At 45.9% G+C, this 16,716-nt stretch carries 15 protein-coding genes and 1 riboswitch; of the genes, 4 read left to right on the top strand and 11 right to left on the bottom strand.

The window, feature by feature from the left end:
- Positions 1 to 51 precede the first annotated feature (51 nt).
- The 5 genes from R3D00_21700 to R3D00_21680 form a co-directional block, all read right to left on the bottom strand.
- Positions 52 to 444, bottom strand: a complete 393-nt coding sequence (locus R3D00_21700; protein ID MEZ4775810.1) for a response regulator — start codon at positions 442 to 444, stop codon at positions 52 to 54.
- Positions 445 to 756: 312 nt separating this feature from the next.
- A complete protein-coding gene (locus tag R3D00_21695) occupies positions 757 to 1,134 on the bottom strand; it encodes a DUF3127 domain-containing protein (protein ID MEZ4775809.1) in 378 nt (125 codons plus the stop codon).
- A gap of 62 nt (positions 1,135 to 1,196) precedes the next feature.
- On the bottom strand, positions 1,197 to 1,388 hold the full coding sequence (gene xseB, locus R3D00_21690) for an exodeoxyribonuclease VII small subunit (protein ID MEZ4775808.1): 192 nt from the start codon (positions 1,386 to 1,388) through the stop codon (positions 1,197 to 1,199).
- A gap of 19 nt (positions 1,389 to 1,407) precedes the next feature.
- Complete coding sequence (gene xseA, locus R3D00_21685) at positions 1,408 to 2,535, bottom strand: exodeoxyribonuclease VII large subunit (GenBank protein MEZ4775807.1); 1,128 nt, start codon at positions 2,533 to 2,535, stop codon at positions 1,408 to 1,410.
- Positions 2,536 to 2,548: 13 nt separating this feature from the next.
- Positions 2,549 to 3,292: a T9SS type A sorting domain-containing protein gene (locus tag R3D00_21680; protein MEZ4775806.1), complete on the bottom strand. Its 744-nt coding sequence runs from the start codon at positions 3,290 to 3,292 to the stop codon at positions 2,549 to 2,551.
- A gap of 228 nt (positions 3,293 to 3,520) precedes the next feature.
- Between R3D00_21680 and R3D00_21675 the strand changes: the two genes are divergently transcribed.
- A complete protein-coding gene (locus tag R3D00_21675; protein MEZ4775805.1) occupies positions 3,521 to 4,039 on the top strand; it encodes a TlpA disulfide reductase family protein in 519 nt (172 codons plus the stop codon).
- 18 nt (positions 4,040 to 4,057) lie between these two features.
- On the opposite strand, the gene R3D00_21670 is transcribed toward R3D00_21675, so the two are convergent.
- From R3D00_21670 to R3D00_21660, 3 genes are read right to left on the bottom strand one after another with little or no spacing between them, the layout of a single operon-like run.
- Positions 4,058 to 4,303, bottom strand: a complete 246-nt coding sequence (locus tag R3D00_21670) for a NifU family protein (GenBank protein MEZ4775804.1) — start codon at positions 4,301 to 4,303, stop codon at positions 4,058 to 4,060.
- An 18-nt stretch (positions 4,304 to 4,321) separates the two neighbouring features.
- Entirely contained in the window at positions 4,322 to 5,440 is a 1,119-nt protein-coding gene (locus tag R3D00_21665) for an Mrp/NBP35 family ATP-binding protein (protein MEZ4775803.1), read from the bottom strand.
- A gap of 57 nt (positions 5,441 to 5,497) precedes the next feature.
- Entirely contained in the window at positions 5,498 to 6,196 is a 699-nt protein-coding gene (locus R3D00_21660; GenBank protein ID MEZ4775802.1) for a DUF1963 domain-containing protein, read from the bottom strand.
- 187 nt (positions 6,197 to 6,383) lie between these two features.
- Positions 6,384 to 6,479, top strand: a riboswitch (TPP riboswitch).
- Between the two features lie 57 nt (positions 6,480 to 6,536).
- Here R3D00_21660 and R3D00_21655 point away from each other — a divergent pair.
- On the top strand, positions 6,537 to 8,942 hold the full coding sequence (locus tag R3D00_21655) for a TonB-dependent receptor (GenBank protein ID MEZ4775801.1): 2,406 nt from the start codon (positions 6,537 to 6,539) through the stop codon (positions 8,940 to 8,942).
- A 163-nt stretch (positions 8,943 to 9,105) separates the two neighbouring features.
- The gene (locus R3D00_21650; protein MEZ4775800.1) at positions 9,106 to 9,621 is read left to right on the top strand and encodes a hypothetical protein; all 516 of its coding nucleotides are present in this window, start codon (positions 9,106 to 9,108) and stop codon (positions 9,619 to 9,621) included.
- A 78-nt stretch (positions 9,622 to 9,699) separates the two neighbouring features.
- Here R3D00_21650 and R3D00_21645 read toward each other — a convergent pair whose 3' ends face one another.
- Both R3D00_21645 and R3D00_21640 read right to left on the bottom strand, forming a co-directional pair.
- Positions 9,700 to 13,665, bottom strand: a complete 3,966-nt coding sequence (locus R3D00_21645; protein MEZ4775799.1) for a T9SS type A sorting domain-containing protein — start codon at positions 13,663 to 13,665, stop codon at positions 9,700 to 9,702.
- Between the two features lie 43 nt (positions 13,666 to 13,708).
- The gene (locus R3D00_21640; GenBank protein ID MEZ4775798.1) at positions 13,709 to 14,215 is read right to left on the bottom strand and encodes a hypothetical protein; all 507 of its coding nucleotides are present in this window, start codon (positions 14,213 to 14,215) and stop codon (positions 13,709 to 13,711) included.
- A gap of 108 nt (positions 14,216 to 14,323) precedes the next feature.
- On the opposite strand from R3D00_21640, the gene R3D00_21635 reads away from it, so the two are divergent.
- On the top strand, positions 14,324 to 14,923 hold the full coding sequence (locus tag R3D00_21635) for a ribonuclease HII (GenBank protein ID MEZ4775797.1): 600 nt from the start codon (positions 14,324 to 14,326) through the stop codon (positions 14,921 to 14,923).
- Here R3D00_21635 and R3D00_21630 read toward each other — a convergent pair.
- Positions 14,907 to 16,715, bottom strand: coding sequence for an aminopeptidase P family protein (locus tag R3D00_21630; GenBank protein MEZ4775796.1), 1,809 nt, complete (start codon positions 16,713 to 16,715; stop codon positions 14,907 to 14,909). The genes R3D00_21635 and R3D00_21630 overlap by 17 nt on opposite strands.
- Position 16,716: the final 1 nt, after the last annotated feature.

Raw genomic sequence — 16,716 nt, 5'->3', positions numbered from 1 at the left:
AGAAAGAATGATCTTTTGTGTTGGTTTTTGTATTTCTTAAGAGGAAACAGCCTAAATGGTAATAGCCTCCAGGTACCGGGAATTGAGCGGCTTGTTGAGATATTTTTTCACAAAACGGCTACTGGCGGCCCGGTCAATGTCTTTAGGGCTGATCGATGAAGATAACATGATGATTTTACATTTTTCCAGAACCTTTTCGGAAAACTTCTCAAAATCTTCCAGGAACTGGAATCCATCCATGATCGGCATATTAATATCCAGGAATACGATTTCCGGGAGTTCAGCTTCATTGTCCTGATTAGCAGCAAGATAATCCAGGGCATCCTGACCAGTCTGGAATACAAGGATATTATCTGCGAAGCTGTTAGCCTCAATAATTTTCTCGTTAATAATGTTGTCGATCTCGTTATCGTCAACAAGCATTACACTTTTATAATTGGCCATATCCATATATTCGGTTTAAATAGTTTTTGACATAGATAAAGTTTGGAAATTCAATTCAAAAGTCAAACTATCTTATCTAAATCATTCAACTATCAGAATAAAAACTATGTTAGAAATATAAGAAGATTGTTATCCAGAAAAAAATTTTCGATGTAACTGGAATATTTTTTCACAAAGCCAAGGTAATAGAATTTCAGATAATCCCATAATATAGCCATTTTCGACGTTTTGAGAGGTTGCATGCTTCAAAACTGTGCTATAAACAGGCGCTTACCTTACCCTACTAAGGTTTACCGGCAAAATGTTAGTTTTTTAGAATGGAAGATCGTCTTCATCTTGAAGATCACTTACATTCAGCGCGTCAGGGGGCGGTGTAGGCGTAGGTTCAAAACCGCCGCTCTGAGTTGTAGCCTGTACCGGGCTGAGACGCCAGGCTTCAAGCGTAGTAAAATACTTCACTTCGCCTTGTGGGCTGGTCCACTCTCTGCCTCTGATATTAAACTCCACGTCGAGTGCATCTCCCTCCCGGTATGATTCCATCAAATCGCAGCGATCCTGCGTCAGTTGGAAAGAGATATACTGCGGATAAAGCGGATTGTCCTTGTACTCCAGAACAAACTCTCTTTTTTTAAAGCGATCTGATACCTGAACGGCGTCATACTTTTTGTAAAGCGTTCCCTTGATGTTCATAAATCTTTATTCTTTTCGTCGTGAACAAATCTACTGGTTAAACTGGAATTACCCAAATAACCTCAGGATTCCTCCATGAGTTTTTCAATCTCTATTTCGGCGGTATCGAGATACGCTCTGCATGATTCTATCAGGCGATTGCCTTTCTGAAACAATTCGACCTGTTTGTCGAAGTCTGAGATACCTTTTTGCATTTTTTCTACCAATGCTCTGATCTCGGCAAGTTTTTCTTCCAGCGAAAATTTTTCTTCCATAATGTATAGGTGTAACCATTTACTCTTTCACAACCTCTGACTGGACCCGCCCTTTGGCAAAGACTGTCTCTATTCGGTCTCCCGGCTGGATGTTGCTACTATCCTTCTGGATTTCGCCGTCTTTAAGCGTAAGGGTATAACCTTTTTGCAAAAGGTCTGTGACATCCAGTCCACGCAAAGTAGCCTGAAGGAGATCCAGTTCATGGCGTTTGTTGCGTACAGTCTGGCGGATTGCCTGCTCCAACCGATTGCCATAATCGTCGAGTACCTGCCTTTTAAAGTCAATAAAATACCGAAGGCTGTGGCGAATCTGTCGTTCATATTCATCGAGGGTCGCCAATACGGCTGCCTTCTCCGGTACCGCCCGCTCCGCTGCCGCTGTAGGAGTTGAAGCTCGTACATCAGCCACAAAATCTACGATCGTAATATCGCTCTCATGCCCAACCCCGGAAATGACAGGGATGGAAGAAGCCGCTACCGCACGGGCCACCGACTCTTCATTAAAATTCCAAAGATCTTCGATTGACCCGCCGCCCCTGGCGAGGATAATCACATCCGCGCCGGTTGTCTGTGCCCGCTGAAGGCTCTTTATAATAGATCGGGCCCCCTGCTCTCCCTGCACTGTAGTCGGGATCACAATCACCTTCAGCCGGTTGTAACGCCTCTCCAGGGTCTGCAGGATATCTTTGATGGCCGCACCGGTCGGACTTGTAATGACGGCAATGGTTTCGGGAAAAAAAGGAATGGGTTTTTTCCGGGAAACATCGAATAATCCTTCTTTCTGTAGTCGCTCTTTCAGTTCGACAAACTTTTGAAAAAGATCACCCAGGCCCGCTTTTTTTACAGCCCTTACCACCATCTGGTAGTTGCCCCTTGGGGCATAGACGGTCAATTCGCCTGTAACCACAATCTGATCGCCTTCCTGAATCCGCACCGACTGTATGGCATTCGCGCGAAACATGACGCAGTTCAACTGTGCGTCTTTGTCTTTCACGCTAAAATATACATGGCCTGACCGATGGTAGGTAATATTAGAAGCCTCCCCGGAGACATTGACCCCGTGCAATGCGGGGTCATCTTCGAGGAGGTGTTTGATATAAGCTGTAACTTCGCTAACCGACCAGGTTTCCGGCTGGGGAGTATTCATGGTTGAAGGTCTGTTAACGGGAGATCACGATTTTTCTGGATGTAATATCCCGGTTATCGACTTTCAGGTACATAAAATAAACCCCTGGTTTGAGCTGGTCGGTTGTAAGATTTGCCAGACCTGAAAAACCGACAAGGCTTGCGGTTTTCACCTTCTGACCAATGAGGTTGTATATGGAAATTTCTGCCTTCTTCACGCCTTGCGGAAGTTCGTACGGTACAGAAATCTGTGCATTCGCCGGGTTTGGATACGGGAGTCCCAAAGCTTTGCGCGGATCGATCAGATCTTCAATACCGGCTACTCCGCCTACATTAAATTTATAGGTAGCTTCCGCAAAATCTTCACCATTGGCTGTGTTGGTAAACCGCATAACAACTTCACTGATACCAGGCTTACCATTTGGGCGGAAAATCAAATATTGACCAAAATGCGTGGTGTCGTTGGGCATAATATCAATCGGAGACTGGCTACTCATGCCGGTAGAATCATAACAAAGATCCCAGCAAAAAAAACTGCCGTGACCGGGAGTCATGTTGTTGAGCAAACGGTCTGCCTGCACAGACAATGTATCGCCCGTGGTATTGATCAGCTTGAAATAAATCTTAAATTCACCTTCTTCAGCTGTACCCTGATTAGGGATGAGATCCACCGGAATAACAGAATCCGTAGCGGGAGCACTCAAAAAAATCAGCGACTGTGCATGAACCCATGAAGAACCAAACATCAGTGCAAGAGTGAAAAGTATTAGTTTTTTCATCGTTTTTATAAAAAATAACCTGTTTTAGTACAATCTTTGACCTGTAAAGGTACAAATTTATCAGCTTGAGCCAAACTTCAATTGCTGTTTGATGATGATACAATCAACAGGACAAAGTCCCTACAACAATATCCATTTGCAAAATAAACTGAGTATTAGTTACTTTCGGTCTTATTCACCGTCATAAAGAGGAATAACATTTGTCCTAAACTATCGTAAATCCTGACTATGAAAAAAATATCAATCCTTTTCTTTAGCTTTCTTGTTTCGGTTGGAATGATCCATGCGCAAAATAATGCGACGCTTCCGTCTGTAGATGTGGAAACGCTTTTAGGGGAAGCCATGAATACGAACAAGATTTCCAATAATGGCAATCCGATTGTTATTTCCTTTTGGGCAACCTGGTGCAAACCATGTATCAAGGAATTGTCAACCATTCAGGAGGTTTACGACGACTGGCAGGAAGAAACCGGGGTAAAAGTAATTGCGGTATCCGTAGATGATGCCAGAACCAGTTTGGGCGTAAGGTCTATCGTTTATGGCCGTGGTTGGGATTATGAAGTGATTTTAGATAAAAACAGCGACCTGAAGCGGGCAATGAATGTGGTCAATATTCCGCATACCTTCCTTCTCAATGGTAAAGGAGAAGTTGTGTATCAACACACATCCTATGCACCCGGCGATGAAGAAGAGCTGTACGACAGAATACTGGCTCTGGTAAAAGAGGAGAAAAAAACGGAAAAATAGTACGAAAACGGCTATTCCTCAATTCGACTGATTAATCGCAATCACGCGGGTAACTTCCGGAGCAGCTCTCAAAATCACCTGCTCCAGCCCTGCTTTCATTGTCATTACACTCATGCTGCATGACTCACAGCTACCGAGCAATTCCAGCTCGACAACACCATCTTCACTGATTCGGTGAATACGTACATCGCCTCCATCTGACTGGAGATAACTTCTTACCGAATCAATGGCAAGTTCAATACGCGACTTTAGTTGTTCATCCATACTGCAAATAAAACAAAATCAGGGATTTAATCCTACTTCTACCTTTGCGGTCGGCCCCATACCCGCATTGCGTATCGCCACTTGCTGTGCAAGTGATTTTGCCAGTTCATGAAAGGCTTTTCCCAGCACACTCTCTTCATACACAGCCGCAGGATGCCCACTGTCGCTGTTTTCGGCAACACCTTCCATGAGAGGAATTTCTCCGAGCAGGGGTATATTCAGTGCTTCGGCAAGATCTTCTCCGCCTGATTGTCCGAAGATATAATATTTTTTATCCGGCGCATCTTCCGGTGTGAAATAGGCCATATTCTCCACAATCCCTAACAGTGGCACATTGATCTGAGGATTGCGAAACATCTCCGCGCCCTTGCGCGCATCTGATACAGCCACTCTTTGAGGAGTCGTAACGACGATTGCGCCCGTCACGGGAAGCGCCTGTACCAGTGTCAGGTGAATATCGCCCGTACCCGGGGGCAAGTCCACCAGCAGGTAATCGATCTCCCCCCAGTTTGTATCAAAAATAAGCTGACGCAAAGCCTTTGAAGCCATCGGTCCGCGCCACACAATGGCCTGGTCAGCCCTCACCAACACACCAATAGACATCAGTTTTACTCCGTATTTTTCGAAAGGAATCAGCAAATCGCGGTCGCCGACGGTTTCCATCATCGGACGATCCAGTTCGAAACCAAACATAATCGGGATGCTGGGCCCATAAATATCAGCATCGATCAATCCGACTTTTGCGCCGGTATTGGCAAGTGCGACTGCCAGATTTGCAGCAACGGTTGATTTTCCGACCCCACCCTTTCCGGAGGAAATCGCAATGATATTTTTGACGTTGGGTAATACCTGATTGTTTTGTGTCGAAGTGACCTGTGCCGTCATATTTACTTCCACTTCGGCCTCTTTATCTATCATCAGGTGAATCGCATTGACACATGCACTTCGGATCGCCTCTTTCATCGGGCAGGCAGGAGTGGTGAGCACAACAGAAAAGCTTACTTTTTTTCCGTCTATGCGGATATCCCTGACCATACCTAAAGTTACGAGATCCTTTTTGAGGTCCGGATCGTCTACGTAACTCAGTGCGGCCAGCACCTTTTTTTCGGTAATTTCTTTGTTTTGATTAAATAGCATAAGACAAAGTTACAACACATTCTTATAACCTGAAAAGGCTCGAATTGTTGAATTTAATCATATACTTTGCCATTCGAGAAACCACTCCTGCTCGTGGCCCTGGCGAGTCCCCCGGCCGATATATCCTACCCCATTATTTCCCCAAAGCACGTTTTCAGAATGAGGTGAATCAATCTGAAAAACAAATTCCGGTCTGGCAGCGGCAAATTTCCGGTTATTTTGCCAGTTGATGCGCGCCTGCACCAGACTTGGCCATCCGCCCAGCTTGATACCATCAAACGTTGAAAAATGGTCGTAGTAATGTTCGGCAATAGCCGTTGGAAGATCAATATTGACATCTTCCCAGCAGGGAAAATCGTCTCTTACTGGCTCCGGAACCAGTGGTACCACCGGCACTAACGCCCCGGTAGAAACAAGGGGCAGCGGAATTAATTCTTCTTTTCGTGAATAAGCTCGCAAAAGCCAGTTTGAACCATTGGGATACAAGTAACTGGTGCCAATACCAGCGGCAACAAATACCGTGATCATTTCCATATCTTCCAGCAAATGAGGCCGGAAAGTCAGTTCCGTAAGATCTATCTGGCAAAGGGCAAACATGGGTTTACCATTGGCTGTAGGCCAATCTTCTGAAGGGAGTGCACAGGTCACTTTTCCAAACCATGAACTGAACTCCGAATGATCGGCCTGATCAGGACGCATTCGCATGATCACAGCCTGCCTTACCAGTTGCTGTCTGATTTCAGTCAGTAACATCATACAAAAAAAATTACTAGCGGGTAATCAGGAAGAAAACTATGCGCCCTTCGGATAATCACTTAACGATAAATAGTTTACACATGGTATATTTTTAATTACAAAATTTTGCAGCGGATTGCCTTACGGTGCCCCGGTTCTGATCCTGAAAAATATATTTTGAAGTAATCCCTAAAATTCATTTACCTTTGTTGTGAAACAGGGGTGCTCCTCTTTTGGGGCTGAGATTATACCCTTAGAACCTGATCCTGATAATGCAGGCGCAGGGAGTTGTGGGTTACAACTTTTTTTTCGCGGTTATCCCCTTACCGCATATGTGTGACCGTTAATTAATTTACTCAAAATGAGACATTTAGCTCTACAGTTGTTGCTGTGGATTGTTCCCCTGACCCTGTGGTCACAGGTGGACATTACAGGTACTGTTACTCAAAAATCATCGGGGGAACCAATCCTTCATGCAGAAGTTGCCATTGTCGAACTAGGAAAACTCAGCACGGTCAACCAGGCTGGCGCGTTCCGGTTGTCGGGCATCATGCCCGGCACTTATACCCTTCGGGTCAGTGCCCCCGAATTTCTCACTTCGGTGCAATCCATTACAGTCGGAAAACAAGCGTTGAATATGGAATTCAGAATGATACGGACAATCTCCGTAACAGATGAAGTTCGCATTACGGCAATACGCGCTTCGGAAAAAACCGCAACCACCTACTCGATGCTTGATAAGGCCGAAATTCAAAAACAAAACTACGGCCAGGATTTGCCTTTTCTGCTCAATCAATTGCCTTCTACCGTGGTAAACTCAGATGCCGGCGCCGGAATTGGCTATACTGGGATCCGTATCAGGGGGAGTGATCCTACTCGCACCAATGTTACGATCAACGGCATCCCCCTCAATGATGCAGAGGCACATGGGGTATTCTGGGTGGATTTGCCGGATTTTGCATCTTCGGTTGAAAATATTCAGGTGCAACGCGGTGTGGGAACCTCCACCAACGGAGCCGCAGCATTTGGCGCCAGCATTAATATCCAGACCAATGCGCTTTCCTATGAACCTTATACCGAAATCGCCAACTCTTTTGGCTCTTTCAACACCTTAAAAAATACACTTAGTGCGGGTACGGGCCTTATCAATGACCGGTTTTCACTTGACGCTCGTCTTTCCAGTATTACCTCAGACGGCTGGATTGACCGCGGATCCAGTGACCTCAAAGCGTACTATGTATCAGGCAGTTATTATGGAAAAAAGAGCCTGCTTAAACTGAATATTTTTTCAGGAAAAGAACAAACATATCAAGCCTGGTGGGGGATCCCAGAAAGTTATCTGGACGATCCACAACTCCGGCGATCCAATTATTATACCTACGACAATGAAACCGACAACTACTTACAAAATCATTACCAACTGCACTATTCAATAGAGCCGGTTCGCAACCTGAACCTCAATCTTTCGCTGCACTATACCGGAGGAAATGGATATTATGAGCAATACAGAAAAGATGAATCCCTGTCTGATTACGGATTTAACGATATTTTCCTGATCAACCACTCAGATACCATTACCACCACAGATCTGATACGCAGGCGATGGCTGGACAATAGATTTTACGGGTTTACCTGGTCGGGAAATTATTCTCCAAAAGGAAATATTCACCTATCCGCCGGCGGAAGCTGGAACCAGTATGATGGCTACCATTTTGGAGAAATTATCTGGGCGCAATATTCTGGAGATCTCGCAATCAGAGACCGTTATTATGACAGCCGCAGCTTAAAAAATGACTTCAATAGCTATGCAAAAGCGACCCTTGATATTACCTCATCCCTTACCGCTTATGCAGATTTACAGGTTAGGCAAATCGATTACTCATGGGGCGACAGCACACTTACAGGGTCAGGAAAAGACAATGATGGCAGACAGATTCAGGGATCTGTGAACTATACATTCTTTAACCCGAAAGCGGGGATTACCTGGCAACTGGGAGAAAGAAGTAATCTGTACGCTTCATTCAGCATTGGAAACCGAGAACCCGTAAGAGGCGATTTTATTGATGCACCACAGGGAAGAACCCCTCTGCCGGAGACGCTCAGAAATCTGGAAGCAGGCTACCGCATCAAACGCGACCACTTCTCCTTTCATGCCAATTACTTCCTGATGGACTACACCAATCAGTTGGTTCTCAACGGCGAATTAAACGACGTAGGTGCATCTGTCAGACAAAATGTTGCCGACAGCTATCGTACAGGTATTGAAATGGTGGTAAGTGCCCGCCTGTTCCCCAGACTGAATCTCGCGGCAAATCTGACCTTAAGCCGTAATAAAATCAAGTCATACGATGAATATCTCTACAATTATGATCCATTTGAAGTAGAAATTATTAACTACCAGAATACAGATATTTCCTTTTCTCCATCCATAATTGCAGGAGGAACACTTACCTACAAGATATGGAAAGAACTGGAGATCAGCTGGTTGTCCAAATATGTAGGTAAACAATATCTGGACAACACCTCTAATGACGACCGTGCACTGGACGCATTTTTTGTCAATGATCTTCGTTTCAGCTGGACACTATACCCATCGTGGGCAAAAGAAATACGCATTGGCCTGCTGGTCAACAACCTGTTGAACGAACAGTATGAACCCAACGGGTACACCTACAGTTACAAATATGGGGCGGATACCTATACAGAAAATTATTATTACCCCCAGGCCGGCACTCATTATCTGGCAAGTCTGGCACTGAAGTTTTAGCATATGCTTTATCAATGGTACGGATGGACAATCCGTACCTTCCCTTAGATAAATATTCTTACTTTTGAAGAAAATTGCGAAAAAAGTTTTTTAAAGTCCAAGGAATCAATATTTTAGAGGAATTTATTTTGCTTTTGTAATGCTCATGCTTAATTCCAAAATCATGCGTCCTTTCATTTTGCCTTTACTCACACTTACAGGAGTGATTTTACTGTGTCAGTACGGTTGTTCTGATCCGGATACGACAGCCCGGGGTATTGCACACAAATACCTGGAAGCACGCCTGCAGGGTGATTTTTCGGAAGCTGCAAAATACGTGTCAGAAGATAGTAAGGATTTATTCGAAGAGCTGGAGGATATGGCTTTTGAATATGCAGATCAGCCCCCGGTCAAAATTGTCCATCTTATCAGAGATGTAAAAGAATCCGGAAAAAGTGCAGAGGTTAGTTATAATATCGAAGGGTATGGCGAAGAGAAACTCAGCATGATTAAAGACGGTGGTGAATGGAAAGTTTTGCTTTCCCCCCAATCTGTTCCGGATGCAGGCCTGCTGGTGCTGGAGTTAAAAGCCCTGGAAAAGGAAGATTCAACAGATATTGATAAAGAAACATTGGATCAGATCCTGATCAACGAAGGAGCGGAAGTAGCAGAATGGTCCGATTCGGCGGATATCGATTAGTATTTTTACCACAACAACTATAAAACAAAAGCGGCTGCACCCATAGGTACAGCCGCTTTTTATTTGAATTCACATCACCTAGCGGAGTGTGATTCGTTTGTATGCAGTACCGAGTGAGGTAGTGACATTCAGCATATACACGCCGGATGACAGTTTGCTCAGGTCGATCTGCTCTTCGAATCTGATCGCACGGTTATGAGAAACCCCAAACACCTGCTGACCTTTCATGTCATAAACAGAGATTTTCAGGTCGTCAGACTTGGCAAGTTCAATTTCCAGATTAAACAAACCTTCTGATGGGTTTGGATATACATTCATCTGGTTGATACCTGCAGTCAGCAACTGATCGATGCCCACATTGGAACCTACTTCGATGGAGTCAGTACCTGTACAGCCAATAGCGTCGGTAACCGTAACTACATAAACGCCGGAGTCAAGACCTGTGATCACATCTGTAGTAGCGCCATTGCTCCATACAAAGGAGTACGGAGGTGTACCACCGGAAGCATTTGCGGAAGCTGTACCATTTCCTGAGCTGTTGTCAGGCGTAGATGTTGGTGCTATACTAAGAGCTGGAGCAACCGTCACCGTAATCGTATCAGTAGCAATCGAGAAACACTCGTCAATTACGCTCAAAATATAAGAAGTCGTAGCAGGCGGTGTCGCTGCAGGATTAGCAACAAACGGATTTACGATACCCAAAGCAGGGCTCCATGAGTAGGTGTAAGGAACTTCAGTATCTTCGGCAATAGCAAAAGCGATTACTGAAGTATTTGAAATCGGGCCTACCAGAATCGAAAGTCCGGAATTCACATCAAATCTCCGCAATTCAGGGCCAAAGCCGGTTCCCCATGCAACCGCATACAGTTCGTTGGTTTCAGGATCAAAGTCGGCATCCTGTGCGAAGTTGGCATTGAAGCCTGTAGGGCCGATTTCCGTAGTAAGACCGGTAGCTTTGTCAACAGAGTAAAGCATATCTGTTCCAATATCCATGGTATAGCAGTTACCATTGTTGTCAATGGCAAGCCAGATGGGTAAGCCAACGTCCATAGTACCGACAGAAGTTGCAGCACCTGTTCCCAGGTCAACCGTGTAGAAGGTTCCTGTGCCGCCATCAGTACTGGATGCATACATAATATTGGAAGTAGGATCAAACGCCAATCCTGTCCAGGTATGACCGGCGGAAGGCACACAAGCCCCAATCACAGTACCTACGCCTGTAGCAGTATCAACCGCAACCAGCGTCTGAAGGGTATTATTGATAGTAAAGAAGATACCAAAAGCAAGATCGCCGGCAAACAATGCACCTGTAAGGCTGGTACCTACCGGTGTCTGGTTGGCTGGATCATTCAGTTTATGTCTTACCAATACCTGATTGCCCAGATCTGCACCAAAAGCAGCTTCGCCCAGACGTGGAAGGCCACCCAAACCAGGGTTGGAAGCACCTAACACAATACTTGTACCGTTACAGATAGCTGTATCAAGACCTGCGTCCGCAGTCAAAGCAGCGCTACCACCACCGATTGTGAAAGACTGGGTGAAAATACTGTCGCAAAGGTCAGAAACTGCCACAGTATAAGTACCGGCTGCAAGGCCGCTTACCAGACTGGTAGTTGCGCCTGTATTCCAGACATATTCGTAAAATCCACCTCCGCCATTTGCCAATACACTAATCGCGCCATTGTTGTCACCAGGACAGGTAGGATCAAGGGTAATGCCGGTAGCAGACAGCGGATCTACGGTGACTTCCGTGATGCTGATTCCAAAGTTACCTTCGTCGCCATCCCAACCATCTACAATAATATAGAAGGTATCGCCGGGAGTCAGACAGCTAACCGTGAGGAAAGAAGCAAATATGGACGGACAGCCGATGAGGTCGTCGTTTCCACCATAGAATACATAGGTATTAAAATCATTACAATCGGTAGTTCCGTAAACGGCAACCTGTGAGTCATAAGTGGTACCTGCAAGACCATTGCCACACATGTCTACCTCAACAGATCCGGAAGCAGGAGCGACAAATTTGTACCATACAGAAGCATCCACCACCGGCTCGTTCCAGCCATCGTTACCTGCGCCACCTACGGCGGGCTGTTCGATCACACTTTCACCAGCCTGCACGGTAGCACCAATGGTCGTTCCGGTTGTAAATGTGCCATCTACCGGCAGCAGAATAGCATTACATGCATCGTCATTGACAATACCGGTACTTGAATTCACTTCAATACAGAAAGCTCCTTCTTCTCCGTTCCAGCCGGATACCTGGACGTAATAAGTTGTACCTGGGGTTACTGCCACATTGGCAATGATGGAGTTGAAGTCGATCAACTGACCGCCATCCTGATCACAATCAATCTCCAACAGCGTGGCAGGGCTGTTACAGTTACCACCGGGAAGCTCGTAGATTGCAACTTCCGTATCAAAGTTGGGAATAAAGTTGAGGGTATCAATCAGAATATCCGTAGTGACCGTTACATAACCCGAAGCAGGGCCTACGAAGCTAAACCAAACAGAATTTGCACCGCCGGCAAAACAGCTACCTGCGGGCTCTCCTACCTGAGCAGTTGCAAGAGTATTGTCGCCATTAGGAGCCAGTGGATTACAACCACCATCTACTACCAGCGGAATTGCATTACAAAGGCTGTCATTTGCTGGTGGAAGAAGGGAAGGCACGACTTCTTCAACGGCCACACAGAAAGTACCGGAACCACCTGACACCTGTACATAGATTGTATCACCAGGGTTAACAGGAATAGTATCCAGACTCGAACCGGTAAGACCAAAGCTTACAGCACAATCTATTTCAAATAAAGCGGTCAGGTCAGCACAATTGTTGCCGGGAAGTGCAAATATGCCCATATTGGTATTCGGATTTGTACCACCTACCCCTGTTGTATCAGTGCTTACATTTACAAATCCTGAAGGAGGTGCGACAAACCAGTACCATACGGTATTGTTGTCATTGGAACAAGAAGCGGAGCTTTCATTGGCTTCGAGGGTTGCATCCTGAGTGGAGCCATTGGTAGTTCCCCCACAACCTGCACCGGGCGTAAGCTGCACAGCATTACAGAGATCGTCATTTGCAGGAGGCACAGATTCCGTCACTTCAATACAAAAAGAACCCTCTGTACCATTCCAGCCGGAAACAGATACATAATAGGTATTTCCTGTAGTTACGGGTGCACTTGCGATGATCGAATTGAAGTTTACGATGTTACCACCATCCTGGTCACAGGCCAGTTCTACCAGCGAAGAAGGGTTGGCGCAGTTGCCACCGGGAAGCTCATAAAGGGCGATTTCGGTGTCGCCATTGGTACCAACCAGGAAGTCAGTAGAAATGGTCACAAACCCCGAAGCCGGACCTGTAAAGCTATACCATACAGAGTTGGTTCCACCTACGAAGCAAGATGCTGCAGTTTCCCCTGATTCTGCCTGCGCACCACTGTTGTCGCCATTTGGTGTACCGGCACAGCCACCCCCTACCGTAAGCGCAATGGCATTACAAAGCGAGTCATTGGGAGGAGCAACTACAGAGTTTACAACGATACAGAAAGTTCCTTCTGTTCCATTCCACCCTGATACGGAAACATAATACGTTGTTCCCGGAGTTACCGGAGTTGTGGGGATCGTGGACAGATAGTTAAAAAAGTCAATATCCTGACTACATCCTAGCTCGACCAGCGTTGCAGGACTGTTACAATCTCCGCCGGGGAGGGAGTACAATGCGATTTCGGTATCGTCATTGGTACCAATCAGGAAGTCGGTAGAAATATTTACCAGACCTGAAGCAGGCGCAACAAAGCTAAACCAAGCAGAGTTTGGGCCACCTACATAACAGGAAGCGAGCGGTTCGCCGGTCTGTGAAGTTGCATTAGTGTTGTCCCCATTGGGAACACCATTACAGGAAGCATCTACGGTCAGCGATACTGCATTACACAGGTTATCGTTGGCTGGCTGGGCAAATACATTTCCGGCGGAAGCCAGAAACAGACCCAAACCGATAATATAAGCAACAACACGGTTGCAGGTATATGTTTGTATCATAATTAAACGCGTAATGTGGTTGATTTAAAGTGTTGTGGATAGGTTAGTTCCTGGTTTTGGAAGGATTCATACGGGCCTGATTTTTCCTGGCAGCCCATGTTTCTTTTGCCAGATTGTAGTTGATCGCATCCTGATCTTTATCTCCGGTGCGAATGACCAGCGGAAAATCTGCATCAAACGTTTTAAATGGATAAATGATCAGAGGTGAGCCTTTCAAAAGCTGGAAGGAGCGAGCCATGTCATAATTGGCATTGCTACGGTTGGCATCCATTTCTGCTTTTAATGCCCTGAGCGTCGCCTCATCTTTGGGAGGAGTAGTGAGCTTATCCAGGCGTGCCTGCATCTTATTCGCTTCAACTGCTGCCTTTTGTGCATATTTGATGTCGGAGGCAGAATTTGACTGTGATTTGTTCAGTGAAGGATTGACAGATGGAGCAGCCTGAAAATCTGCTTTACTCCGTGTAGTGGTACTTTGCGCCCAGATTTCTGAGCTGAAACCACCCAGACAAAAAAGCATAATGATTGCCTGGATCAGGAATGTGTTCTTCATAATTTAGTTGGTTTTGTGAAAGGTTTTGGAAATAATTTTTAATGATATTTGAATATAAACTAGTCGTTAAAAATAGTAAGAATCTCCTGTGAGGCCAAATAATTTACCATGTCTCTACCCGTAAACTACTCCTCATATACCCTTGAAGCGGGGGTTGACGAAGCCGGAAGGGGTTGCCTGGCCGGCCCGGTTGTTGCTGCCGCCCTTATCCTTCCCGTGGACTTCACGCACCCTCTGCTCACTGATTCAAAGAAACTTTCGCACGCTCAGCGAATACATCTTCGCCCTGTCATTCTCGAAAATGCCCTGGCCTGGGCTATCGGCGTTATTGATGCACCCCGTATTGACCAGGTAAACATCCTCAACGCCACCTATGAAGCCATGCACGCTGCAATTTCAGGACTGTCGATTCGCCCTGAATTTCTCGCCATCGACGGTAATCGCTTCCGCCCCTATCCCTCCATTCCTCATAGCTGCCTGATAAAAGGAGACGCCCGTTTTCTCAATATCGCCGGGGCCTCTGTTCTTGCCAAAACATACCGGGATGAGTTAATGGAACAACTACACAAGGAATATCCCCAATATGGATGGGATAAAAGTAAAGGATACCCTACCGTTTTTCACAGGCAATCGATCGCGCAACATGGAATTACGCCATACCACCGAAAATCTTTTAGCCTTTTGCCGTCCCCTACACTGTTTGACTAACGCCCAGAGGCATTGTTTTTTCTTTCAACCACACCTTTTCTGACTCACTCAAATGCGGAGAAATCTTGTCATACACTTTTTGGTGATACTGGTCCAGCCAGCCTTTTTCCTCCACAGAAAGAAGGTTTTCATCCACCAGCCGGAGATCAATCGGGCAAAGGGTAACCGTTTCGAAGCAGAGGAATTTCCCAAAATCTTCTGATTCGCTATGTGGAACTGTCAATATGAGGTTTTCTGTGCGGATTCCGTATTGGTCTTTGTGGTAAACCCCCGGCTCATTGGAGGTGAGCATACCGGGCTGCAAAATGGCGGTTTTACTGGAGGTTGCTCCTGATCCGATCGATTGCGGGCCTTCATGAACATTCAGGAAAAATCCGACCCCATGTCCTGTGCCGTGCCCGTAATTCATTCCATTTGCCCATAAATATTGCCGGGCAAGTCCTTCTAGCTGGTATCCGCGGGTTCCTTCCGGAAAAATAGCCCTTGCCAGAGCGATATGCCCCTTCAATACAAGCGTAAAGTCCCGCTGCTGATTGGCATCCGGCTTTCCCAGCGCAACCGTACGGGTGATATCGGTCGTGCCATCAAGGTATTGGCCACCGGAATCAAGGAGGAAAATGCCTTCAGGCTTCAATTCGTAAGCTGTAGCTTCAGTGGCAGAGTAATGAACAATGGCGCCATGCCCCTGATAACCGGCAATTGTACCAAAACTTTCTCCGGCAAAATACTCCTGCTCCGCACGAAACTCCCGCAACTTTGTCGCTGCGCTCACTTCTGTGATCGTAATCTGACCGACATTTTCTTCCAGCCATTTCAAAAACCTGACCATTGCCACTCCGTCTTTCGCCATCGTGCTGCGGATCAGATTTACCTCAGTCTCATTTTTTACTGATTTGAAAGGCGTGGTAATATGAATTCCTTCCTTCTTCTTTACGCCTTGAGGAATGCTCTCATACAGCCACAAATTGGTTTTGTCCGGAGAAAACAGCAAGGTGCTTTCGTCAGGAATATTGGACAAAAACTCTGCGACCGTATTATAGGGATAGGTAAAAATCTCAGCCTCATGCAAGGTGCTTTTCAGCGATTCCGGAATTTTATCTTCATTGATAAATATGTAAGCCTTTTTCATACCCACAATCGTATAACAAATCCCCACAGGATTATATGCAACATCATTTCCCCGGAGATTGTACAACCATGCGATATCATCAAGTGACGTAATCAAATGGTAATCAACGCCGTTCTCCTTCATCTCGGTTCTTACTGCTTCGAGTTTCTCTTCCCGTGATTTCCCGGCAAATTGTAACTCGTGCACATACACCGGGGTGGCCGGAACGGATGGACGGTCTTTCCACAATTCTCCGGCAAGATCCCCAGCCTGCACGACTTTAATCTTCTTCTCTTTAAACGATTTTTCCATATTCCGCACACCTGCAATGGAAAACATCTGACCGTTTACGCCGATTTTGGCATTCTCTGGCGCATGTTTGCATATCCACTCCAGGTATTCAGGCGTATGAGGCACATTTAGCTTCATCAGTTCGATTCCTGTACCGGCGAGTTGGGTTTCTCCCTGCAGAAAATACCGGGAGTCGGTCCAAAGCCCTGCAAAATCTTGCGTGACGACAATATTTCCTGCCGAACCGGTAAACCCCGAAAACCAGGCAAGCGTTTGCCAGTGTTCGGCAATATATTCACTTTGGTGAGGATCGGTATTGGGGATAATATAAGCAAACAGATTATGTCTCCGGAGTGCGGCCCTCAGTGCAGTAAGTTTTTGTGCTGTAGTCATA

Source organism: Bacteroidia bacterium, assembly GCA_041391665.1.
GTDB lineage: Bacteria > Bacteroidota > Bacteroidia > J057 > J057 > JAGQVA01.
Note: the sequence above shows the minus strand (reverse complement) of the source record. Positions and strands in the feature narration are given on the sequence as shown.